The following is a 22,290-nucleotide window of genomic DNA, read 5'->3' as shown; positions in this document are numbered from 1 at the left end:
CTATGGCCGGCGCGTCACGGGTTGGCGCGCCGGGCGGAACAGCCGCCGCGCCCAGGCCAGCACCAGCGCCTGATAGGATTGGTTCAGCAGGGCGGTGTGGGAATGATAATCGCCGACCGCGCGCATCAGGTCGCCATGCGTCTCGTTCAGGTACAGGCGCATGATCGCCCCGGCCGCGCTGATATTATAGCACGGTTGCTCCAGAAGATTGCGATAGACGACCAGCGGCGCGACATGGGTGAACCTTGCAATCGGATCGATCCAGCGTGTATTGACCTGCATGACGCCGAGGTCATCCGTGCCGTTCGCGTTGTGATGCACGAAGCCGTTCCACCCCCCTTCCACGGCCTGGATCGATGGCAGGACACGCGGGGGCAGATGATAAATCGAAGCGGCGAGCGCCATGCAGCCGAGGTACGCGATTGCCATGACGGGGCCGGGCCCTTCCTTTGTTCGATGCCTGCCCTGATGCACGCACCTCGTCCCATATCACAGGAAAGCAGGTTCAATATGCCGAAATCCGCGCAGTTCTCCTTGTCGGGCCCGACATCCCGCTTACGCCCGGCGCGCGGCCGTGACGACGGGTTCACGCTGCTGGAACTGCTGGTCGTGATCGCCATCCTCGGCCTGCTGATCGGCCTGGTGGCGCCCGCCGCGCTGCGCCAGTTGGGCGGCGCCAAGAATTCGGTGGCGCGCGAATCGATCCAGCGCCTGGGCCAGGTGCTGGACCTGTACCGGCTGGACATGGGCAATTATCCCAGTTCCGAGGACGGACTGCACGCGCTGGTCGCCCGCCCGGCCGGGGCCGACAACTGGAACGGCCCGTACGTCAAGGAAGGGGGCGATCCGCTGGACCCCTGGCACCATCCCTATATCTACCGCAACCCGTCCGAGCGGCCCGGCCATGATTACGACCTCTGTTCGGCCGGCTCCAGCGGCAATACCGCCAACACGGCGACGCAGATCTGCAACCCCTGACCTGCCCGCCGATGCCGTGTCCGCCGATGTTGTGCGCCCCCTGGCTGCCTCTGTTGCTGGCGCCCTTCGTCGGGTCGTTCCTGGGCGTGCTGGCCTGGCGCCTGCCCCGGGGCGAGCCGGTGGTGCTGGCGCGTTCGGCCTGCCCGTGCTGCAAGACGGCGCTGGCGCCGCGGGACCTGGTGCCGCTGGTCAGCTACCTGGCGCAGAAGGGCCGGTGCCGGACCTGTCGCGCACCGATCGATCCGCACCATCCGGCCATGGAACTGGCGGCCCTGGCGGTCGCCGCCCTCGTCCTGCTCGCGGCCTGGCGGGGCGGGGCGGGGGCGCCGGTCCCGGCACCGCTGGTCTGGCGCGGCTGCCTGTTCGGATGGTGGCTGCTGGTCCTGGCGGCGATCGACCTGAAAATCTTCCGCCTGCCGGATGGGCTGACGCTGCCGCTGGCGGCGGCGGGGCTGGCGCTGGCCGCGGCCGGCGGGGCGCAGGCATTGCTGGCGCACGGCGCCGCCGCCCTGCTGGGCTATGGCGCCTTCGCCGGGATCGCCCTGGGGTATCGGCGGCTGCGGGGCCGGGACGGGCTGGGACTGGGCGATGCGAAATTGCTGGCGGCCGGCGGCGCCTGGCTGGGGCCGGCCGCGCTGCCGTCGATCGTGTTCGTGGCCGCACTCCTGACATTGTGCGGCGCCATGATCGCCGCGCGCGGCAGGCCGGGCCGGGGCATGATGATTCCCTTCGGCCCGGGCCTGGCCGCGGCAATGTGGGGAACCTGGCTATGGCAGACCGCCTTTCAGCCATGGGGATGAGCGCGAAGAACGGTTGGGACATCCATGGACAGTAACGTCGTGACATACGGCGCCGATGCCGCGCCGGTCGAGGCGCTGGCCGGGTTGCTGGTCGAACGCGGCCGCTGCGATCCGCGCGCCATCGAGCGCGCGCGCCGCGCCGCCGAGCAGGGCGGCGGGCGGCTGGACCGGATCCTGCTGCAACTGGGCCTGGTGTCCGAACGGGAAATGGCGCAGAGCTACGCGGAATTGCTGGGCATTCCTTTGGTGCCGCCCGAACGCTACCCCGAGGAACCGGTGCTGGCGGACAGGCTGGGCGCGCGATTCCTGCGCGACGTCCATGCGGTGCCCCTGGCGGTGCGGGACGGCGTGCTGTCGCTGGCGCTGCACGATCCGCTGGACGGATTCACGCCGGCTTCGGTCGCGGCCGCCACCGGCCTGCGCGTGGCCTGCCTGGTCGGCGTGCCGATCGAACTCGAGGCCGCGCTCGATCGGCTCTATCCCCGCGCCGAGGACGACACGGTCGTGCCCGAGGATCACGACGCCCCGCTGGAAGACGATGCCGAGCGGCTGAAGGACCTGGCGTCCGAGGCGCCGGTGATCCGCCTGGTCAACCAGATCGTCAGCCGCGCGGTGGAAACCCAGGCGTCGGACATCCATATCGAGCCGTTCGAGGACCGGCTGCGCGTGCGTTATCGTTATGACGGCGTGCTGCACGAGGTCGACAACCCGCCGGCCCAGTTGATCCCGGCGATCATCTCGCGCATCAAGATCATGGCCCGGTTGGACATCGCCGAACGCCGCCTGCCGCAGGACGGGCGGATCAAGCTGGCGGTGCGCGGGCATGAAATCGATTTCCGCGTCTCCACCATCCCGTCGCTGTACGGCGAAACGGTGGTGCTGCGCGTGCTGGACCGGTCCAGCGTCCGCTTCGACTACGCCACGCTGGGCCTGCCGGCCGACATCGTCGCGCGCATGCGCACCCTGCTGGCGCAGCCCAACGGAATCGTCCTGGTGACCGGTCCGACCGGTTCGGGCAAGACGACGACGCTCTATACCGGCCTGTCGGACCTGAACGGCATCACGCGCAAGGTCGTGACGATCGAGGACCCGATCGAATACCAGTTGGCCGGCATCAACCAGGTGCAGGTCAAGCCGCAGATCGGACTGACCTTCGCCACCTTGCTGCGCTCGATCCTGCGCCAGGACCCCGACGTGATCATGGTGGGCGAAATCCGCGATATCGAAACCGCGCAGATCGCCGTGCAGGCCGCGCTGACCGGGCATCTGGTTCTGTCCACCCTGCATACCAACTCGGCGTCGGCCGCGATCATCCGCCTGCGCGACATGGGGGTCGAGGACTATCTGCTGACGGCGGTGCTGCGCGGCGTGCTGGCGCAGCGGCTGGTCCGGCGGCTGTGCGATGCGTGCAAGACGCCCTATGCCGCGCCCCGCGAACTGGTGGAGCGCTTCGACCTGCGCACGCTGGCGCAAGGTGCGGCGGCCCAAAGCGCGTTGAGCCGGGGCGCGCCGGACCAGGACGCCCCCGTCACGCTGTTCCACGCCGTGGGCTGCGCCAAATGCCGCCATACCGGCTATAGCGGCCGCCAGGCGATCGCCGAATTGCTGGAACCGGACGAGGCGATCGAACAGTTGATCTTCGCGCGCAGCGACCATCTGGCGATCGAACGGGCGGCGGTCGAGGCCGGCATGGTCCCGATGTTCACCGCCGGCCTGGTCGCCGCCCTGCGGGGCGAGACGACGATCGAGGAAGTGACGCGCAGCGTCCGGGCGGGCGCCTGATGGGGGTGCGGCCGCATGGCTGAATTCAGCTATACCGCCGTCGATGCGCAGGGTGCCCTGGTCCGCGGCACGCTGGAGGCCGAGACCGAGGACGCGGTCCTGGCCACCCTGCGCCGCCAGGGCCATATTCCGATGCGGGTCGGCGCGCCGGCGCGCTTCGCCCTGTCGGCCGGCCTGGGGACTACCACCATCCTGGGGGCGATCGGGGCCGGCGCGCTGCGGCGCAAGGACCTGCGCCGCCCCGAACTGGCGGCGATCACGCGCGAACTGGCGGTCATGCTGGGCGCGGGGCAGGATATCGACCGGGCCCTGCGCTTCCTGGTGGAGACCATGCCGCGGGCGCGGGTGCGCGCCGTGCTGGACGGCGTGCGCACGATGGTGCGCGACGGCCGGGCGCTGCATGTGGCGATGGGGCGCTATCCCGGCAGCTTTCCGCGCCTGTATATCGGCATGGTCCGCGCGGCCGAAGCCAGCGGCGACCTGGCGCCGACCATGGAACGGCTGGCGCTGCTGCTGGAGCGGGAGCGCGCCCTGGCCGCGACCGTGCAATCGGCGATGATCTATCCCGCCATCCTGACCCTGGCCGCGACCGGATCGATCTATCTGCTGCTGACCCAGGTGCTGCCGCAATTCACGCCCCTCTTCGCGCAGAACGGGGCCACCCTGCCGGCTTCGACGCAACTGATGATCCAGGCCGGTGACTGGCTCGGCCGCTACGGACCCGCCATTCCGCCGGTCATGCTGGTGCTGGTCGCGCTGGGCCGGGTCATGCTGCGCCGGCCGGCCGTCAGGCTGCGGGCGGATCGCTGGTTGCTGGCGCTGCCGGTCGCGGGCGGGCTGGCCGGCGAAATCCTGGCCGCCCGCTTCGCCCGCATCCTGGGCACCCTGTTGGAAAACGGCGTGCCGATCCTGGCGTCGCTGGCGATCGTGCGCGGGGCGATCGCCAACCGGGCCGCGATCGCGGCGATCGACGCGGCGACGCAAAGCGCCAAGTCGGGGCGCGGGCTGGCCGCCGCGCTGGACGGCGCGTCGGTCTTCCCGCGGCGCATGGTGCATCTGCTGCGCCTGGGCGAGGAAACGGCGCAGCTCGGGCCGATGGCCCTGCGCGCCGCCGATATCCATGAGGAACAGGTGCGCGTCGCCACCCAGCGCCTGGTGGCGCTTCTGGTGCCCGCGATCACCATCGTCATGGGCCTGCTGGTGGCCGGGATCGTGTCCTCCCTGCTGCTGGCCATGCTGAGCCTGAACGACCTTGCGAAATAGCCCGGCACCCGACAGCCGCGCCCGAAAGGGCGTTCAGCACGGCTTCACCCTGATCGAGATGCTCGTGGTCGTCCTGATCCTCGGGCTGATCGGGGCGATCGTGGTCGCGCGCGGGCCGTTCCGCTCGGTCATGCTGGATCTGCGCGGGGCAGGGCAGCAGGTCGCGGCCTCCATGCGCCAGACCCGGTTGCAGGCGATACGCTCGGGCACCGTGCTGGTCTTCACCATCGACCCGGCCCGCCTGGATTACGGGCTCTGGCACGGCGCGCGCCATGCCCTGCCGACCGGGGTGGGGGTCGCGGCCGGGCCAGGAGCTGGACCGGGGGCGGGGCGCTTCGTCTTCTACCCCGACGGCAGCGCCGCGGGCGGGGGGGCCGCGCTGGTCGAACGGGGACGGCTGGTCACGCTGCGGCTGAACTGGCTGACCGGCGCCATCGTGGTCGAGGGGCCATGACCGCGACGTGCCCCACCGGCCGGCAGGACGGTTTCACGTTGATCGAGGTCCTGGTCGCCTTCGTCATCGCGATGCTGGCCCTCGGCGTCGCCTATCGGGGGATGCTGGACGGCATCGCGGCCACGCAATTGTCCAACCGTATGCAAGAGGCGGCCTCCCGCGCCCAGTCCCACCTGGCGGCGGTCGGCCACGGCATGCAGATCGGTCCGCTGGAACAGGACGGCGATGACGGCAGCGATTTTCACTGGCATGTCCGGATCGCGCCCGAACAGGCGGCGGCGTCCTCCGCCGCGCCCGGCCTGGTGCTGTACCAGGTGCAGGTCACCGAATCATGGCCCGATCCGGCGGCGGAATCGGGGCAGCGGTCGGTGATGCTGCGCACCCGCCGGCTGGGCATACGGGCGCCCGGACCATGACCCGGACCGTGAAAGACCGTTTCAAGGGCCCCGCCGGCTTCACCCTGGTGGAAATCCTGATCGCGCTGGTCGTGTTCTCGCTGGTGCTGCTGGTGCTGCAGCGGGCGTTCCAGGCCGCGACGATGATCTTCGACCGCCAGCGCGGCATGCTGGCGGCGCAGGCCGAACTGGGCGCGGTCGATCACCTGCTGCGCGGCCTGGTCGCGCACGCCGACCCCGGCGCCGGGCGGCAGGGGCCGCTTTTCGTCGGCCGGCCCCATGGGCTGGTGCTGCGCGGCACGCTGCCGATGGCTCTGGACGGCAGCCAGGACATGCAGGCGGATATCCGTTTGTCGGTCGATGGCCGGCACCGTCTGGTGTTTATATGGCAGCCCTACCGCCACGTGATCGAATCCGCGACGCCCCAGCAACAGCAGCGGGTTCTGCTGACGGGCATTGCCGACATAGACTGCGACTATCTTTCGAACGGGAACTGGGAAAAGACATGGTACGGCAACGGCCTGCCGGCATTGGTGCGCATTCACATCCGCTTTCCCGACGGCGATCGCCGTCATTGGCCGGACATCGTCGCCGCGCCGATGCTGGACCCGATGCCGCAATAGACGCCTCCGCCATGCCGCCGCATCCCGGCATGCGTCTCCGATGACCGCGATCGGAATGGCCGTCAGGGACATGTTCGCCTGGTGGTGGAGACAGGTCCGCGACCTGGTCCCGGGCCGGGCCCGCCTGGCGCGGCTGTCGTCGCGGCCGGTCCTGGTCGCGGCCTGGGACGGCGCGTCGCTGGCCCTGTTCCTGGACCGCAATGGCGGCCTCGCGCCGCTGGGCGCGTACGGTCCGTCCGATGCCGGCGACACCGACGAGACCGGCGATGCCGACGCGCGCGCCGCCTGCCGGGCGGCTCTGGACGCCCTGGCGGGGCGGGACCGGCCGGCCGAAACGGTCCTGCGACTGCCCCCCGGCATGGTGATGCAGCGCGAGGTGACCCTGCCCGCGGCGACCGAATCCGGCCTGGACAGCGTGCTGGCCTATGAAATGGACCGGCTGACGCCTTTTCCCGCTGGCGCGATCCTCTACAGCCACGACATCATCCGTCGCGATGCCGAACTGAACCAGTTGCGGATCATGCTGTCGGTCGTCCCCCGGGCATCCGTCGCCCCGGCCGTGCAAATGCTCGAACGGATCGGGCTCCAGCCCGACCGTCTGGAAGACGCGGCCCGCGCGGTGCGGATTCCGCTGAAGGCCCGGCGCGCGTCGGGACTGAAGGACGCCAGGGTCGCCGCGGCCGCCGGAATCGCCCTTCTGCCGGCCCTGCTGGTGGCGGCGCTGTTCTGGCGCCAGTCCGCCGAACGGGCGGCGCTGTCGGCACGGATCGCGGCGCTGCGCCCGGCGGCGCAGCAGGCGGCCCTGCTGCGCCGGCAGGTCGAAGACCGCCAGGCGGGCGTGACCGTCATCGCCGGGGCGCGCCGGCAATGGGGCGATCCGCTGGCGGTCCTGGCGGTCACGACCCAGGTCCTGCCCGACGACAGTTTCCTGACCGACCTGATTCTGCGCCAGGGCCAGTTGATCATCAGCGGCCAGTCCTCCGAGGCTACCGGGCTGATCCAGGCGCTCAGCAGGGACCCGGCCTTCCGCAATCCGTCCTTCGTCGCCCCGGTGACGCGCGTGTCGGGACAGAATGCCAGCCTGTTTTCGATTCGCGCCGATGTCGGGCGCTAGTTAAATCAATGGCTTGGTGTCCCATTGCCATCCGGAATTCATCCTGTGGATTTCGGAGGCGGGATGCGAGGCCACGCAGATCATGGACCAGAGGATGAAATCACTGCGGACAATGGTGCGCACCCTGCCCGAGGGGCGAGAGGGACGGCTGCTCGCCCTGGGCATGCTGGCGATCGGGCTGATGCTGGCCTGGCTGCTGGTGCTGGGCCCGCTCTGGGACTGGTACGCCGTCCGTGCCCAGGCGCTGGACCTCCAGCGCGCCACCGTCAGCCGCATGGACCGCCTGGCCGCGTCCCTGCCGGCCCTGCGGCGCGCCGCCGCCGCCGCGTCTCCCGGACCGTCGCAGTTGATCGGCGGCGCCACCGACGCCGTCGCCAGCGCCAACCTGCAGGACATGCTGCAGCAGACCGCCACGGCGATGGGGGCCAATATCGCCAGCGCCGAAAACGTGTCCGCGGCGGCGGCCGGCCGCTATCGGCGGATCGGCCTGCATGTCGATGTCAGCGCGCCGTTCGCGACCCTGGTCCAGTTCATCGCCAGGCTGGAACACGCTACCCCGGCGATCGTCATCGACGGGCTGCATCTGCGCAAGTCCGAGGATGACGGCGCATCGTCCGCGACGATGGAATGCGACATGGTGGTCTACGCCTTTCGCCGCGCCGACGGCACGCCGCCGCAGGAAACGCCATGACCCGTACCGGATATCCCTCCGCCCGCCGGGCCCCGTGGCGGACCGGCGCCTTCCGTCTGGCTGCGATGATGCTCTGCGCCGCTTCGGCGCCGGCCCGCGCCGAATCCCCGCCCGCGCCCGGCGCGCAGGGCCTGCCGGATGCCGCGCGGATCGATGCGTGGCGGCAGACCGTCCTGGCCCGCCCGCTGTTCAGCCCCTCGCGGCGTCCGGCCACGACACAAGGCGCGGCCGCCGGCACGCCGCGCCTGGCGGCCATCGTCGTCAGCGGCGGACGGCGTCATGCCATCTTCATGATTCCCGGGCAGGATCGCGGCCAGGTGGCCGATATCGGCGCGACGGTCGGCCCATGGCGGGTCGTCGCGATCGAAGGCGGCGCGGTGCGCGTGCGGGGTGCGGGGGGCGAGCAATCCCTGCGCCCCGACCGCGACCGCGGCGCCGACCCCCGGCCAGGAGGCCCATCCTCCGGCCTATTCTCTGGCCCATCCTCCGGCGCGTCGCCCGCCAGCCAGCCCGACAACCAGACAGACGACCAGCTTCCAGGCCATATGCAATGAATATTCTGATCCGTTCCCTCGACGGCATGACGACGATCCGCCGCACGTACCCCGTCTGGACGGGCCTGGCCCTCTGCCTGTCCGTGGCGGGGTGCAGCAGCGGACCGGCGCGGGTCAGGCCCCTGTCGGGCGCGCTGCCGCTTTCCGGCCCGGCACCCGATACGGCCGAGGGGCGGATCGGGGCAGGCGATCAGCTCGGGCGGGTGCAGTACAGCTATGGCCGCAATGCCGTCCCCGCGCTTCCGTCCTCGGGCATCGCGGGCGGCGTGGGCGGAATCTCGCTGAATTTCGCCGATACCGACGTCCGTGACGCCGTCTCGCAGGTCCTGACGGACATCCTGCACGTGAATTATTCGATCGATCCGGCGGTGCGCGGGCAGGTGACGCTGCATACGTCCTCGCCGCTGACGGCGGCGCAGGTGCTGCCGGCCTTGCAGATCATCCTGGCCCAGGTCCACGCCGTGCTGCTGCACAGCGACGGGCTGTACCGCATCGTCCCCAGCCAGGCCGAGGCCGGAAATCCCCAATCGGGCGCCCAGTCCGGTGCCGCCGGAATGACCGAAAACCCGTCGCTGGGCGGCAATATCATGGTCCCGCTGCGCTATGCCGGGGCCGCCAACCTGGCCCGCGCGCTGCAACCCTTCGTGCAGAACGGCGCGCGCGTGACGCCGGTCGACAGCGCCAACGCGGTGATCGTCAGCGGCGATCCCGCGGCGCGCAACGCGCTGGTCGAGGTGATTCGCGCCTTCGACGTGGATTGGCTCAGCAGCCAGTCCTATGCCCTGCTTCCGGTCGAATCCGGAAATGCCAAGGACATGGCGACAGCCTTGCAGACCGCGCTGCACGGCAGCGGCGGCGCGCTGGCGCAGATCGTGCAGGTCCTGCCGCTCAGCCGCGTCAACGCGGTGCTGATCGTCGCGCGCAACACGCGCTATGTCGACGATGCGCGGCGCCTTTTCGCGCTGATCGAACGCAACCGCCGCGCCACGATCCGGTCATGGCATATCTTCTACGTGCAGAATTCCAGCGTGAACGACGTCACCTACACGCTGCAGCAGGCCTTCACCCCGGACAACGTGACGGCGCTGCCGCCCGGGGGGGCGCCGGGTGCCGCGTCGCAACTGGGCCAGGCCGGCTTTACCGGCGGGATGGCCAGTGCCATGGGGGGCGGCGCCACGGGCGGCGCGGGCGGTGGCCTCGGGGGCGGCGGCCTGGGGGGCAATACGGGCATGGCCGGCGGATTGGGCGGCAATACCGGCATGGCCCAAGGTGGCGTGGGCCAAGGCGGTGTGGGCCAGGGTGGGGCGGGCCAGGGTGGGGCGGGCCAGCAGGCGGCGTCCCTCAACAACCCCCTGCTGGGCGGGCTGGACAGTTCGGCGGGCGGCGAATCCCATGCCCAGGGCATGCGGATCCTCTCCAACGCCCAGCACAACGCCGTGCTGGTCTATGCGACCGACCAGGAAAGCGACAATGTCGAACAGATGCTGCGGCGGATCGACGTCATGCCGCTGCAGGTCCGGATCGATGCCGTGGTCGCCGAAGTCCAGTTGAACGACGCGCTGCAATACGGCACGCAGTTCTTCTTCAAGTCCGGCGGCATCAACGGCGTGCTCAGCAACAACAGCCAGACGATCACCACCGGCACGCTGGCGACCGCGGCCTTCAGCCACACCTTGCCGGGCTTCATCATCGGCGGGGCCAGCGGCGGCGGCGCGCCGTTCGCGATCGACGCGCTGCAGAACGTCACCACCGTGCATGTCCTGTCCTCGCCGCAATTGATGGTCCAGGACAATCGCGCGGCACGGCTGCAGGTCGGGCAATTGGTGCCGGTGCAGATCGGCTCGCAATCCAGCACCATCGGGACCTCGATCTACAACCAGTTCACCTACCAGCCGACCGGCGTGATCATGGAGGTCACGCCGCATGTCAGCCAGGACGGGCTGGTCACGCTGGACATCGCGCAGGAAGTCAGCTCGGTCAGCAACACCTCGCCCGTGCAGGCCACGACCAGCAGCAACGCCAATCCCACCTTCAACGACCGGTCGGTCAGTTCGCGGGTCGTCGTGCAGGACGGGCAGACCGTCGGCCTGGCCGGGCTGATCACCGAGAATTCCAGCCGCGCCAACAGCGGCATCCCCTGGTTGAAGAACATCCCGGTCCTGGGCTTTCTGGCCGGGACCCAGAACAACAGCCGCCAGCGCACCGAATTGCTGATCCTGATCACCCCGCACGTCATCCATGACCAGCGCGACGCGGTCAGCCTGATGGAGGATCTGCGCGACACGCACCCGAACGCCGCGAACGTGCCGGACGAACTGACGCCCATGCACGTGACCGGCAGCGCCGATCCCCAGCAGCGCCTGCGCCAGAAGGTCGGGCTCGATCGGTGACGCGTCGGGGCGCGTCAGCGGGGCAGGGCGGCTTTGCCCTGCTGATCGTGCTATGGACCCTGGCCGGGCTGTCGCTGCTGGTGTCCATCGTCATCGCGACGGCCGACGCCGGGCTGCGCGGCGTCTATGCGCTGCGCAGCGCGGCACAGTTGCAGGACGCGGCGGACGGCGAGGTCTGGGACGCGGTCTTCCACGTCATGGACCGTTCCGCCGCGCGCTGGAGCACCGACGGGCGCGCCTATGTCACGCGGGTGGGCGGCATGGAGGCGACGCTGCGGGTACGCAGCGAGGCCGGGCTGATCAATCCCAATTCCGCGCCGCGGCCGCTGCTGGCCGCCTTGCTGCAGGAATGCGGCGCGACCAGGGAACAGGCCGCGTCGATCGCGGCGAACATGGTCGACTGGCGCAGCACCGCCCAGGCCGACCGCGCCGCGTCGCAGGCGCGCTACCTCGCCGCGGGGCTGAACTACCGTCCGCCGGGCGGGCCCTTCCAGAGCGTCGGCGAGGTCGGGCTGGTCCTGGGCATGACGCCGGGCCTGCTGCAGGCCGTCCGGCCGCATCTGTCGGTCACGCAGCCCAACGACCCGGATGCCAGGCAGGCCGATCCCGTGGTGCGGCAGGCGCTGCGCAGGGCGGGCGGCCCGCCGGTGCCCCCGCCGTCGGCCGGCGAGAACCGGCCGGGCAGCGTCGTCGTCGATGTCACCGTCCGGGACGGCCAGGGCGGCCAGGCCACCCGCCGGGCCGTCATCCTGCTGACCCCGGGGACGCATGCCGGCGCCGCGCTGTCCGACATGGTGCATGTCGTGCGGCTGCGGTCATAGCGGGCGGCCGAAGACGCGGCGCAACTCCGCCTTGGCCCGCTCCAGCACCGCCCGGCGGGCAGCGGGCAGGTTGCGCCCGGCGCGGTTGATATAGAAGACCAGCATGGACATGGCCGAACGGAACGGCTCCGCCTTGCGGCGGGTGCTGGCCTCCGCCGAATGTTTCAGCGATTCGGCGATGCGGCGCGGATCGTCGCTGGCGAAGATCGCCGGCTCCAGGTCCAGGGCATCGCTGTGCCGGGTCACGTCCGCCGACCAGCGTGATCCCGCCTTTGGTGCCTGCTGTCTGCGTGGCCGCGGCATGGCGCGCTCTTCCGGTCTCATGGGCTGCGCAGCATGCGCAGCATGTGCTGAATGTTCGCCGCGCGGGGCGCGATTCAAGACCGCCGCCCCAAACCGGCGTCCCGGACCGTCGTCCAGACCATCGACAGCGACGCCGGACGCGTGTCGGCTTGGACAAAATGCGACATCCGGGCCATAAAAACGGCATCGACTGACATTGGATCGCGGCTTCGGTCGGCTACCGTGGGGCAATGACGGCCATGCTGAAACTCCTGATCGTGGATGATGACGAAGAGATCCTGTCTCTGCTCGATCATTTCTTCCGCTCGTACGGCCATCACACGCGTGTCGCCCGGGATGGCCGCGCCATGTTCGAGATCCTGGATGCCGAGGACATCGACCTGGTCATACTGGATCTGATGCTGCCCGGAGAGGGCGGGCTCGACCTTTGCCGGCGCCTGCGGACGGCATCGGGCATACCGGTCATCATGCTGACCGCGGCCGTGACGACGACCGACCGCGTCGTCGGGCTGGAACTGGGGGCGGACGACTACATCACCAAGCCGTTCGACCCCAGGGAACTTCTGGCGCGGGTCCGCGCCGTGCTGCGTCGCGGCGAAATCAGGGCCGAGCCGGCCCGCGACGCGGTCAGGCCGAGCCTGTATTTCGACGGATGGAAACTCGATATCGCCAGGCGGGAACTCCGATCGTCCCGCAACACGCTCGTCCCTCTGTCGGGGCGCGAGTTCGACCTGCTGCTGGCCTTCGCCGAGCGTCCGCAGCAGGTTCTGGGGCGCGAACATCTGCTCGATTTCGCGCATGGCGTGGCCTACGACGTCTATGACCGCAGCATCGACACGCAGATCAGCAGGCTGCGCCGCAAGCTGGAACCGGATCCCAAGAACCCGACGATCATCCGCACGATCCGCAGCGGCGGGTATATGTTCACCCCCAGCGTCAGGCGCGGATGATCGTCGGGGCCTTCGGGCCCGATCACGTCATGCGGCGGCGTTCCGGGGCAGGATGATCTGCGCCAGCAATCCGCCGTCCGCGCGGTTGCTCAGGGAAATGGATCCCCCATGCGCCTGCAGGATGGCGCGGCACGACGTCAGGCCCAGACCCGTGCCCCCGGTCCTGCGGTTGCGCGATCGCTCCAGGCGAAAGAACGGGGTAAAGACGGCCTCCAGGAATTCCTCGGGAATGCCGGGGCCGTCATCCGCGACGGAAATCGCCAGGCAATCCCCCCGTTCGTGCAGGCGCACATCCGCCGAGGCGCCATAGATGCAGGCATTGCCGATGATATTTTCCAGCGCCCGTTTCAGGGCCATGGGCCTGCCATGGAAAATGACATGGTCGGGCCCCGAAAACAGGGCCGGCTTTCCCTGGTCGACGGCATCGTCCACCACGTCGCGGACCAGCTCCGACAGGTCGAAGGACGTCCCCTGTTCGTCCGTGACGTCGTCCCGGAACAGGACGAGCGCCGAGGAGATCATGGCCTGCATCTCGGCCACGTCCTGGAACAATCGTTTCTGCTGTTCACGGTCCGCGATGAATTCCCCCCTCAGCCGGATACGGGTCAGCGGTGTCCGCAAATCGTGCGAGATCGCGGCCAGCATGGTCGTCCTGTCGGCGACGAATTTCGAGATCCGGTCCTGCATGGCGTTGAAGGCCCGCATGGCCAGCCGCAATTCGCGCGGGCCGTATTCGACCATGGGCGGCGCGGACGTATCCCTGCCGAAGCGCCGCGCGGCCCGCGAGAATTCCTCGATCGGCCGGATCAGCGTGCGGCTGGCGATCGTCGAGACGCAGACGGTCGCAAGGATGACGAAGACGGACATCAGCGCGTCGCGCTTCCACCAGGACAGGCCCCAAATGCGATGGGGCACCGTGAAGATCAGGCAGGCCCCGTTCCGCAGCGTGACCGCCATGCCGAACGGCGCGCGGTTGAAGCGCGCATCGGCGGCCGGCGACGCGGCGGAAGGCTCCGCGACGTAGAAACCGACCGCCGCCAGGTCGCCTCCCGCCAGGCGCCGCATCCTCCGTTCGATCTCGGGCGCGCGCCGCAGCGGCCCGGGCGAGCAAGGGGCGGCCTTCCAGGCGACCGTATAGGACGCGGTCGCGGCGGCGGCGGCCAGCGCCGGTTTCTGGCTGTCGGGCATCGCGGCGATCAGGCGGACCACCGTCGCCGCCTGATCCAGGACGCCGGTATCGACCAGCGCCGGGCGCGACCAGTCGGGAACATTGTCGACGATGACCATATAGAGCGTCATGGCCGCCAGGATCGCGACGACGATCGTCATCGCGATCCGGCCCGTAATCGTATCGAGACGATGGCCGAGCGTCATCTTTTCATTCTCTCCTGGCCTTCCCGCGGGCGCGTCGCATGCCCGTGCCCGGTTCATCCTGTCCGGATCACCCTATCATGCCGGGCGCGCGTCCATGGTCAGTCCGCGCCATTGCCGGTTTGCCCGATCGCGGCATTTCGCGCCATGATGCGCGCCGCCTCGGGCTGAACGAACCCCGCCTTGCCGTCCTTGACGAACGCGGTGCGGTTCTGGCTGTACAGGCTGGTCAGGGTGGCATATTCATCCAGCGAATTCCGCTCGACCTGGTCGGTGACCGGCAGCATCCGGGCGCGTCCGTCGACCATGCCCAGCCCGGATTTCGTCACGTTCAGGGCTACGATCGCCGCATTGCTGGTCCCGGCGGACGCCACCGAAAGCGGGTTCAGGAATGCGTCGACGACGCGGCCGCCCGCATCGCGCAGGTTCGAGAAGCCGAAGAGCGGCAACTGGACGTCCGGGCCCGGAGAAACGCCCCAGACGCCGAGCGTCTGCCCGAAATCGGCATTGTGGTACGGCATGCCCCAACCGTCCGCGACCTCGAACACGCCCAGTCCGCCCACGGTGGTGTTGATGACGAACCGCTCGGTGGTGTTCCAGCCGCGCGACACGTTGCCCTGCGCCAGGTCGTTGATCAGGATGACCGGCGCATCGAGGTTGGACAGGAAATTGTGAATGCCGCCGCGCACCCCGTGCGGCACGTCGTCGGCATAGGCCCGCGCGACGGGGCGCAGCGCATGCCGGTCCAGGAACAGGTTGCCCGAGAAGATCGTCCGGTTGGTCGGCCGGAAAGGATCGTTCTCGCCATCCTGTTCGCCGCGGCTTGCGCAGCCGCCAAGCGCGCCCAGCGACAGCAGGGCGATGATCGTGGTCTGGCAGGCGGTACGTGGGGAAAGCCGCATCGTGGGACTCCTGGTGCCGGCAACGGGGCCGTTGTTGCGGTGCGGACACTACCAGCGGCCATTCCCGCCGTGATGTCGGCCTTGTTTCGGCGCTCCCATAATGTGTCGGCGGTGACAAAAGGGCGCGGCGCAGCGGCCTGATCCGCCCATGGGGATCCGTGTGCCGGGAAATCGGGCGACATGTTCCGTCCGGCTTGTCGGGCAGGCGGCGGATGACTACGTCACCCGGACCTCGCCGGACGCATGTCCGGATGCGGGCCACATGCAGGATACATGCAGGACAGGAGGGGGCCGTCCGATGAGGCTGCCTTCAGACAGGTCCCCTCCGGAACGCAGGGGGGGTGCATGAACCCCTCCCGGCTGTTTATCGGCCGCCCTGTCGCCACCACCCTGCTGATGCTGGCGATCCTGCTGGGCGGGCTGATCGGCTACCGCTTCCTGCCGGTCTCGGCCCTGCCCCAGGTCGACTACCCCACCATCGTCGTGCAGACCTTCTATCCCGGCGCCGGCGCGGACGTGATGATGACGTCGGTCACCGCCCCGCTCGAGGGCCAGATGGGCCAGATGGCCGGGCTGGACCAGATGACGTCGCAATCCTCGGGCGGCGCATCGGTCATCACCCTGCGCTTCGCGCTCAGCACGCCGATGGACGTGGCGGAACAGGAAGTCCAGGCCGCGATCAACGCCGCCAGCGCCCTGCTGCCCGCCGCCCTGCCGGCGCCGCCGATCTATGCCAAGGTCAATCCGGCCGACAGCCCGATCATGATCCTGGGCATCACATCGGACACCATGCCCCTGCCGGACATCCAGGACTACGTCACCACCCGCCTGCAGCAGAAGATCAGCCAGATCCCCGGCGTGGGCCTGGTCTCGCTGTCGGGCGGCAACCGCAAAGCCTATCGGATCCGCGTCAACATCCCGAAACTGACCTCCTACGGGGTCGATCTGGACACGCTGCGCACCACGATCGGCACCGTCAACGTCAATTCGCCCACCGGCAGCTTCAACGGCGCGCGGCAGGCGCGCACCATCCGGCTGAACAGCCAGATTTCGGACGCCGGCCAGTTGCTGAACCAGGTGATCGCCTACTCGGCGGCCAGCAACGGCCCCGTGCGCCTGCGCGACGTCGCCACGGTCGTCGAAGGGGCCGAGGACACGCAACTGGCCGGCTGGTCCAACCTGACGCCGGCCATCATCATGAATATCCGCCGCCAGCCCTCGGCCAATATCATCGGCGTGGTGGACGCCATCAAGGCCGCGCTGCCGCGCCTGCAGCAGGGCCTGCCGTCGGGCATCACCGTCACGCCGCTGACCGACCGCACGATCACCATCCGCGCCTCGGTCGCCGACGTCGAGTTCGAGCTGGCCCTGGCGCTGGTACTGGTCGTCTCGGTCATCTTCCTGTTCCTGCACGATCTTCCCGCGACGATCGTGCCGGCCCTGTCGGTGCCGCTGTCGATCGTCGGCACGCTGGCGGTGATGGACCTGATGGGCTTCTCGCTGGACAACCTGTCGCTGATGGCGCTGACGATCTCCACCGGCTTCGTGGTCGACGACGCGATCGTCATGATCGAGAACATCGCCCGCTACATCGAACGGGGCGACGATCGCATGGCCGCGGCGCTGGCCGGCGCGGGCGAGATCGGCTTCACCATCATCTCGCTGACCGTCTCGCTGATCGCGGTGCTGATCCCGCTGCTGTTCATGACCGACGTGGTGGGCCGCCTGTTCTACGAATTCGCCGTGACCCTGGCGGCGACGATCATCATTTCGGCGATCGTCTCGCTGACCCTGGTGCCGATGATGTGCGCCCGGGTGCTCAAGGACCGGCAGCACGCTCCCGTCCGCGGCGCCTGGTCGCGGGCGACCGATCGCGTCATCGCCGCGGTCATCGCCGCCTATGGGCGCGGGCTCGATCGCGTGCTGCGCCATCAGGGGGCGATGCTGGCCCTGTTCGCCGGCACGCTGGCGCTGACCGGCATCCTGGCCGTGACGATCCCCAAGGGCTTCTTCCCCGAACAGGATGCCGGCGTGATCCAGGGCGTGTCGGAGATGGATCCGTCGATTTCCTTCGACGCCATGCGCGACCTGCAATCACGCCTGGGGGCCGCGATCCTGCGGGATTCGGACGTGGTCGGCCTGTCGTCCTATATCGGCGTCGACGGCGACAATACCACGCTGAATCGGGGACGGTTCGAAATCAACCTCCGTCCCCACGACCGGCGCGCGCTTGATGCCGCCGCCATCGCCCGGCGCCTGGCGGCCGAAACCGCCGGCATCGTCGGCACGCGGCTCTATCTCCAGCCCGTCCAGGACCTGACGCTGAACACCAGCGTCTCCGCCACGCAATATCAGTTCCTGCTGGAAGATCCCGACTATGCCCGGCTTGCCCAGTGGGTGCCGAAGATGCTGGCCGAACTCTCCCGCCAGCCCGCGCTGGCCGACGTAACCTCCGACCTCCAGGCGCAGGGCCTGGTGGCCGACGTCATCCTCGACCGGACCACCGGCGCGCGCTACACGATCACGCCGCAGACGGTGGACAACGCGTTGTACGATTCCTTCGGGCAGCGGCAGATTTCGACGATCTATACCCAGTCCAACCAGTATCGCGTGATCCTCGAGGCCGAACCGTCGCTGCAGAACGACCCGGCCGCGCTGGGCCAGCTCTATCTTCCGGGGGGCGGCGGGCAGGGGACCAGCTCGTCCGGCCCCACCCGGGGCCCGACATCCGGGCTGGTGCCGCTGGCCGCGGTCGCCCGCGTCACGGAATCGACGGCGCCGCTGCTGATCACCCATGTCGCGCAGTTCCCCGCCACCACGATCTCCTTCGACGTGACCCCCGGCTGGTCGCTGGGCGCGGCGGTGGCATCCATCAGGCGCGCCGAAGCCCGGCTGCACCTGCCCCCCACCGTCCAGACCGCCTTTCGTGGCACGGCGGCGGCGTTCGAAAGCGGCCTGGGCAACGAGGGCTGGCTGGTGCTGGCGGCGCTGGTCGCGGTTTATATCGTGCTGGGCGTGCTCTATGAAAGTTTCATCCACCCGCTGACCATCCTGTCCACCCTGCCGTCGGCGGCGATCGGCGCGCTGCTGGTGCTGTGGGTCACCGGGTCGGGGCTGGACGTGATGGGGGTGATCGGCATCGTGCTGCTGATCGGCATCGTCAAGAAGAACGCGATCATGATGATCGACTTCGCCCTGGCGGCCGAGCGCGCGCAGGGCCTGCCGGCCGTCGAGTCCATCCTCCAGGCCGCGCGCCTGCGCTTTCGGCCCATCCTCATGACGACCTTGTCGGCCATGCTGGGCGCCCTGCCGATGATGATCGGCACCGGCACCGGTTCCGAACTGCGGCGGCCGCTGGGCTACGCCATCGTCGGCGGCCTGCTGCTCAGCCAGTTGCTGACCCTGTTCACGACCCCGGTCATCTATCTGTTCATGGACCGGCTGGCGCGCCGTTTGGGCATCGCGGCCGGCGGCGCGCCGGACGGCCCCCTGAATGGTCAAGACCGGAACGGTCGGGACCCGAATAACGAAGAAGGGTGACATGTCGCTCATCGCCCTGTGCGTCCGGCGTCCGATCGGCACGATCCTGATCGTGGTCGGGCTGATGATCGGCGGCGGCATCGGCTACTGGCTGCTGCCCATCGCCGACCTGCCCAATGTCGATTTTCCCGTCATCCAGGTGCGCGCCCAGCAGCCCGGCGGCACGCCCGAGGAAATGGCCAGCACGATCGCCGAACCGCTGGAACGCCATCTGGGCGTGATCGCCGGGTTGAACCAGATGACGTCGCAATCCGTCAATGCGCAGGTCACGATCTCGCTGCAATTCGATCTGTCGCGCGACGTCAATGGCGCCGCCCGCGACGTGCAGGCGGCCATCCAGGCCGCGCGCGCCGACCTGCCCGCCACGCTGCGGCAGAACCCGACCTACGTGAAGGCGAATTCGGCCGGCGCGCCGATCATGGTGCTGACGCTGACCTCGCCCACCCGCACGACGGCGCAGCTTTACGACGCGGCCACGAACATCCTGCAGCAGCATCTCTCGCAGGTGTCGGGGGTGGGCCAGGTCCTGCTGGGGGGCAGCGCGCTGCCGGCGGTGCGGGTCGAGATGAATCCCCTGGCCCTGTTCAAATACGGCATCGGCTTCGAGGACGTGCGCGCCGCCCTGGCCTCGGCCAACGCCGACACGCCCAAGGGCTATATCACCCGCGGCGCGCGACGGCTGGTGCTGCGCACCAACGACCAGGTCCGCCGCGCGAAGGATCTGCAGGGCCTGATCATCGCCTATCGCAACGACCGGCCCGTCCGGCTCACCGACGTCGCATCCGTCACCGACGGGGTCGAGGACGTTCTCAATGCGGGCTATTACAACCGCCAGCCCGCCGTCCTGGCCATCATCTTCCCCGAAGCCGGCGCCAATGTCGTCCATACCATCGACCAGATCCGGGCCCGGTTTCCGGTCCTGACCGCGGTACTGCCGGCGGACGTCGCCGTGCATGTCGGGATCGACCGCTCGGTGACCATCCGTTCGGCACTGGCGGACACCAGGCGGACGCTGATCCTGGCGGTCGTGCTGGTGGTGGTCGTGGTGCTGCTGTTCCTGCGCTCGCCGCGCACGACGATCGTGCCGGCGGTGGTCATCCCGGCTTCGCTGGTCGCGACGTTCGGGGTCATGGAATTACTGCATTATTCGCTGGACAGCCTGTCGCTGATGGCGCTGACGATCGCCACCGGTTTCGTGGTCGACGACGCCATCGTCGTCATCGAGAATATCAGCCGCTACATGGAGGCCGGCATGCCCAGGCGCCAGGCCGTGCTGCGCGGCGCCGGCGAGGTCGCGTTCACCGTATTCTCGATCTCGGTCTCGCTGGTCGCCGTCTTCCTGCCGATCCTGCTGCTGGGCGGGCTGATGGGGCGCCTGCTGCACGAATTCGCGGTCACGATCTCGACCACCGTTCTGGTCTCGATGGGCCTGTCGCTGACGCTCACGCCCATGATGTGCGCGCGGCTGCTGCGTGCCGAGCCATCAGAAAACGGCCCGCCCGCCCGCGCGCTCGCGCGCGCCTTCGCGCGGCTGCATGAATTCTATGCCCGCACGCTCGTGGTGGCGCTGCGTCACCGCCGCCTGGTGCTGCTGTCGCTGCCGGTGACGATCGCGGCGATGGGCGGCATGTTCGCGGTCATGCCCAAGGGATTGTTCCCCACGGCGGATACCGGCATGCTGATGGCCCACCTGCTGGCCGACCAGGCGACGTCCTTCACCGCGATGCGCGCCAAGATGGACGCGGTGCAGCGCCTGCTGCTGGAAGACCCCGACGTGACGGGCGTCACCGGCTTCATCGGCGGACGAAACACCGCAAACCAGGCCAGCATCTTTCTGCAACTGACCGACAAGGGCCGGCGTCACGGGACGTTGCGGCAGACGCTGGATCGGCTCGACCGCCGCACCAGCGGCCTGGTCGGCAGCCAGTTCATCGCGCTGGCCCCGGGGATGCTGACGGTCGGCGCGCGCCAGGGCAACGCCGCCTATCAATACACGCTGGAAAGCGATGACGCCGCGCTGCTCTATACCTGGATGCCGCGCCTCCTGGCGGCCCTGCAGCACGATCCGCAGATCCGCGACCTCTCGTCGGACGTGCAGCAGGGCGGGCTGGCCGTCAATGTCGCCATCGACCGCGATATGGCCGCCCGGACCGGCGTCACGCCGCAACTGATCGCCAACACGCTCTATGACGCATTCGGCCAGCGCGCGGCCTCGATCATCTATAATCCTCTCAACCAGTATCGTGTGGTGATGAATGTCCGCCCCGAATACTGGGCCGACCCGGCCATGCTGCGGCAGGTCTGGGTCAGTCTTGCGGGCGGCACCGCCGGCGGCGGCACGCAAAGCAACACGATCCGGCTGTCATCCGCCCCCCGGTCATCCGCTCCCCGGTCATCCGCCCCCCTGGCATCCGCTCCCCTGTCGTCATCGCCCCCGTCTTCATCCTCGGGCGCCGCCGCGCAAGACAGCCAGTCCTTCGCCAACCAGATCAAAAACGGCCTGGCGGGCGGCAATAACGCCTCCAGCGGTTCGGCGGTGTCGGGCCGCGTCGAAACCCAGGTGCCGCTGCCGGTCGTCGCGGACACGCATCCAGGCAGCGCGTCCCTCAGCGTCAATCACCAGGGGCAGGCGCTGGCGGCGACGGTCGCCTTCAATCTCGCGCCGGGGGCGTCGATCGCCGACGCGGCGCGCATCATCCGGCAGGAAGAGATCCGCCTGAACATGCCCGCCGCGGTGCATGGCAATTTCGCCGGCACCGCCGCCCAGGTGCAAAGCGCGACGCGCGACGAGCCGCTGCTGATCCTGGCGGCGCTGGCGGCGGTCTACATGGTGCTGGGCATCCTGTATGAAAGCTACGTCCACCCGCTGACCATTCTCTCGACCCTGCCCTCGGCGGGGGTTGGCGCTCTGCTGGCGCTGGATCTGTACGGGCAGGAATTCGACCTCATCGCCCTGATCGGCATGATCCTGCTGGTCGGCATCGTGAAAAAGAACGCGATCATGCTGGTCGATTTCGCCATCACCGAGCAGCGCCGGAACCATCGTACGCCCCAGGATGCGATTCATGCCGCCTGCCTGCTGCGCTTCCGGCCGATCATGATGACCACGCTCGCCGCCGCGATGGGGGCGACGCCGCTGATCGTGGGCAGCGGCTACGGCGCGGAACTGCGCCGCCCGCTGGGGATCGCGATCGTGGGCGGCCTGCTCGTCAGCCAGGCGCTGACGCTCTACACCACGCCGGTGGTCTATCTCTATCTCGACCGGCTCGGGGCCTGGGGGCGGCGCGTCCTGCCGCCCGCATTCCGCGCGCTCGCCCGGCGGCTGCGCCCGGCCCGCCCGTGACGCCGCCGGCGCAGGG

19 protein-coding genes are annotated in these 22,290 nt (G+C 69.3%); 15 read left to right on the top strand and 4 right to left on the bottom strand.

What is annotated here, in order from left to right; all coding sequences use genetic code 11:
* A complete protein-coding gene (locus tag QN315_RS04420) occupies nt 1-429 on the bottom strand; it encodes a lytic transglycosylase domain-containing protein (protein ID WP_323991674.1) in 429 nt (142 codons plus the stop codon).
* 81 nt (nt 430-510) lie between these two features.
* Here QN315_RS04420 and gspG point away from each other — a divergent pair, with 81 nt between their 5' ends.
* From gspG to QN315_RS04360, 12 genes are all read left to right on the top strand, one after another.
* Nucleotides 511-978 carry a type II secretion system major pseudopilin GspG gene (gene gspG / locus QN315_RS04415; RefSeq protein ID WP_323991673.1) on the top strand — a complete coding sequence of 156 codons (468 nt, stop codon included), beginning with the start codon at nt 511-513 and terminating at the stop codon, nt 976-978.
* Nucleotides 979-1,031: 53 nt separating this feature from the next.
* Nucleotides 1,032-1,778: an A24 family peptidase gene (locus QN315_RS04410; protein ID WP_323991672.1), complete on the top strand. Its 747-nt coding sequence runs from the start codon at nt 1,032-1,034 to the stop codon at nt 1,776-1,778.
* 24 nt (nt 1,779-1,802) lie between these two features.
* Nucleotides 1,803-3,560, top strand: a complete 1,758-nt coding sequence (locus tag QN315_RS04405; protein ID WP_323991671.1) for a GspE/PulE family protein — start codon at nt 1,803-1,805, stop codon at nt 3,558-3,560.
* Between the two features lie 15 nt (nt 3,561-3,575).
* Complete coding sequence (locus tag QN315_RS04400) at nt 3,576-4,823, top strand: type II secretion system F family protein (protein ID WP_323991669.1); 1,248 nt, start codon at nt 3,576-3,578, stop codon at nt 4,821-4,823.
* Entirely contained in the window at nt 4,813-5,277 is a 465-nt protein-coding gene (locus QN315_RS04395; RefSeq protein ID WP_323991668.1) for a prepilin-type N-terminal cleavage/methylation domain-containing protein, read from the top strand. Before QN315_RS04400 ends, QN315_RS04395 begins: the two co-directional genes overlap by 11 nt.
* A complete protein-coding gene (locus QN315_RS04390) occupies nt 5,274-5,693 on the top strand; it encodes a prepilin-type N-terminal cleavage/methylation domain-containing protein (protein ID WP_323991667.1) in 420 nt (139 codons plus the stop codon). The genes QN315_RS04395 and QN315_RS04390 overlap by 4 nt, the downstream gene beginning before the upstream one ends.
* A complete protein-coding gene (locus tag QN315_RS04385; protein WP_323991666.1) occupies nt 5,690-6,295 on the top strand; it encodes a prepilin-type N-terminal cleavage/methylation domain-containing protein in 606 nt (201 codons plus the stop codon). The genes QN315_RS04390 and QN315_RS04385 overlap by 4 nt, the downstream gene beginning before the upstream one ends.
* Nucleotides 6,296-6,335: 40 nt before the next feature.
* Complete coding sequence (locus QN315_RS04380) at nt 6,336-7,409, top strand: PilN domain-containing protein (protein ID WP_323991665.1); 1,074 nt, start codon at nt 6,336-6,338, stop codon at nt 7,407-7,409.
* Between the two features lie 94 nt (nt 7,410-7,503).
* A complete protein-coding gene (gene gspM / locus QN315_RS04375) occupies nt 7,504-8,100 on the top strand; it encodes a type II secretion system protein GspM (RefSeq protein ID WP_323991664.1) in 597 nt (198 codons plus the stop codon).
* A complete protein-coding gene (locus QN315_RS04370; protein WP_323991663.1) occupies nt 8,097-8,654 on the top strand; it encodes a hypothetical protein in 558 nt (185 codons plus the stop codon). The genes gspM and QN315_RS04370 overlap by 4 nt, the downstream gene beginning before the upstream one ends.
* Nucleotides 8,651-11,044: a type II secretion system secretin GspD gene (gene gspD / locus QN315_RS04365; protein WP_323991662.1), complete on the top strand. Its 2,394-nt coding sequence runs from the start codon at nt 8,651-8,653 to the stop codon at nt 11,042-11,044. Before QN315_RS04370 ends, gspD begins: the two co-directional genes overlap by 4 nt.
* Nucleotides 11,041-11,865, top strand: a complete 825-nt coding sequence (locus tag QN315_RS04360; RefSeq protein WP_323991661.1) for a type II secretion system protein GspK — start codon at nt 11,041-11,043, stop codon at nt 11,863-11,865. Before gspD ends, QN315_RS04360 begins: the two co-directional genes overlap by 4 nt.
* Here QN315_RS04360 and QN315_RS04355 read toward each other — a convergent pair.
* Nucleotides 11,860-12,168: a DUF3175 domain-containing protein gene (locus QN315_RS04355; RefSeq protein WP_408904584.1), complete on the bottom strand. Its 309-nt coding sequence runs from the start codon at nt 12,166-12,168 to the stop codon at nt 11,860-11,862. The two genes, QN315_RS04360 and QN315_RS04355, sit on opposite strands and share 6 nt — an antisense overlap.
* A 230-nt stretch (nt 12,169-12,398) precedes the next feature.
* On the opposite strand from QN315_RS04355, the gene QN315_RS04350 reads away from it, so the two are divergent.
* A complete protein-coding gene (locus QN315_RS04350; RefSeq protein WP_218064391.1) occupies nt 12,399-13,118 on the top strand; it encodes a response regulator in 720 nt (239 codons plus the stop codon).
* Nucleotides 13,119-13,145: 27 nt separating this feature from the next.
* On the opposite strand, the gene QN315_RS04345 is transcribed toward QN315_RS04350, so the two are convergent.
* Complete coding sequence (locus tag QN315_RS04345) at nt 13,146-14,492, bottom strand: ATP-binding protein (protein ID WP_323991659.1); 1,347 nt, start codon at nt 14,490-14,492, stop codon at nt 13,146-13,148.
* Nucleotides 14,493-14,590: 98 nt separating this feature from the next.
* A complete protein-coding gene (locus QN315_RS04340; protein ID WP_323991658.1) occupies nt 14,591-15,391 on the bottom strand; it encodes a VacJ family lipoprotein in 801 nt (266 codons plus the stop codon).
* A gap of 345 nt (nt 15,392-15,736) precedes the next feature.
* Between QN315_RS04340 and QN315_RS04335 the strand changes: the two genes are divergently transcribed.
* Together QN315_RS04335 and QN315_RS04330 are read left to right on the top strand one after the other, a co-directional pair.
* Nucleotides 15,737-18,931 (top strand): efflux RND transporter permease subunit, encoded by a 3,195-nt coding sequence (locus QN315_RS04335; RefSeq protein WP_323991657.1) that lies wholly within the window; start codon nt 15,737-15,739, stop codon nt 18,929-18,931.
* Nucleotide 18,932: 1 nt separating this feature from the next.
* Nucleotides 18,933-22,274, top strand: coding sequence for an efflux RND transporter permease subunit (locus QN315_RS04330; RefSeq protein WP_323991656.1), 3,342 nt, complete (start codon nt 18,933-18,935; stop codon nt 22,272-22,274).
* Nucleotides 22,275-22,290 lie beyond the last annotated feature (16 nt).

It is taken from the genome of Nguyenibacter sp. L1, assembly GCF_035199985.1.
GTDB classification, from domain to species: Bacteria; Pseudomonadota; Alphaproteobacteria; order Acetobacterales; family Acetobacteraceae; genus Gluconacetobacter; species Gluconacetobacter vanlangensis.
The sequence above is the reverse complement of the archived record's forward strand: the minus strand, read 5'-3'. Positions and strand labels throughout refer to the sequence as shown.

Coding starts and splice junctions, on each gene's coding strand:
- gspD (WP_323991662.1), top strand. CDS start 8,651: ATGAATATTCTGATCCGTTCCCTCGACGGCATGACGACGATCCGCCGC.
- QN315_RS04370 (WP_323991663.1), top strand. CDS start 8,097: ATGACCCGTACCGGATATCCCTCCGCCCGCCGGGCCCCGTGGCGGACC.
- QN315_RS04400 (WP_323991669.1), top strand. CDS start 3,576: ATGGCTGAATTCAGCTATACCGCCGTCGATGCGCAGGGTGCCCTGGTC.
- gspM (WP_323991664.1), top strand. CDS start 7,504: ATGAAATCACTGCGGACAATGGTGCGCACCCTGCCCGAGGGGCGAGAG.
- QN315_RS04380 (WP_323991665.1), top strand. CDS start 6,336: ATGACCGCGATCGGAATGGCCGTCAGGGACATGTTCGCCTGGTGGTGG.
- QN315_RS04420 (WP_323991674.1), bottom strand. CDS start 429: ATGGCAATCGCGTACCTCGGCTGCATGGCGCTCGCCGCTTCGATTTAT.
- QN315_RS04355 (WP_408904584.1), bottom strand. CDS start 12,168: ATGCCGCGGCCACGCAGACAGCAGGCACCAAAGGCGGGATCACGCTGG.
- QN315_RS04390 (WP_323991667.1), top strand. CDS start 5,274: ATGACCGCGACGTGCCCCACCGGCCGGCAGGACGGTTTCACGTTGATC.
- QN315_RS04340 (WP_323991658.1), bottom strand. CDS start 15,391: ATGCGGCTTTCCCCACGTACCGCCTGCCAGACCACGATCATCGCCCTG.
- QN315_RS04350 (WP_218064391.1), top strand. CDS start 12,399: ATGACGGCCATGCTGAAACTCCTGATCGTGGATGATGACGAAGAGATC.
- QN315_RS04330 (WP_323991656.1), top strand. CDS start 18,933: ATGTCGCTCATCGCCCTGTGCGTCCGGCGTCCGATCGGCACGATCCTG.
- QN315_RS04335 (WP_323991657.1), top strand. CDS start 15,737: ATGAACCCCTCCCGGCTGTTTATCGGCCGCCCTGTCGCCACCACCCTG.
- QN315_RS04385 (WP_323991666.1), top strand. CDS start 5,690: ATGACCCGGACCGTGAAAGACCGTTTCAAGGGCCCCGCCGGCTTCACC.
- QN315_RS04345 (WP_323991659.1), bottom strand. CDS start 14,492: ATGACGCTCGGCCATCGTCTCGATACGATTACGGGCCGGATCGCGATG.
- QN315_RS04405 (WP_323991671.1), top strand. CDS start 1,803: ATGGACAGTAACGTCGTGACATACGGCGCCGATGCCGCGCCGGTCGAG.
- gspG (WP_323991673.1), top strand. CDS start 511: ATGCCGAAATCCGCGCAGTTCTCCTTGTCGGGCCCGACATCCCGCTTA.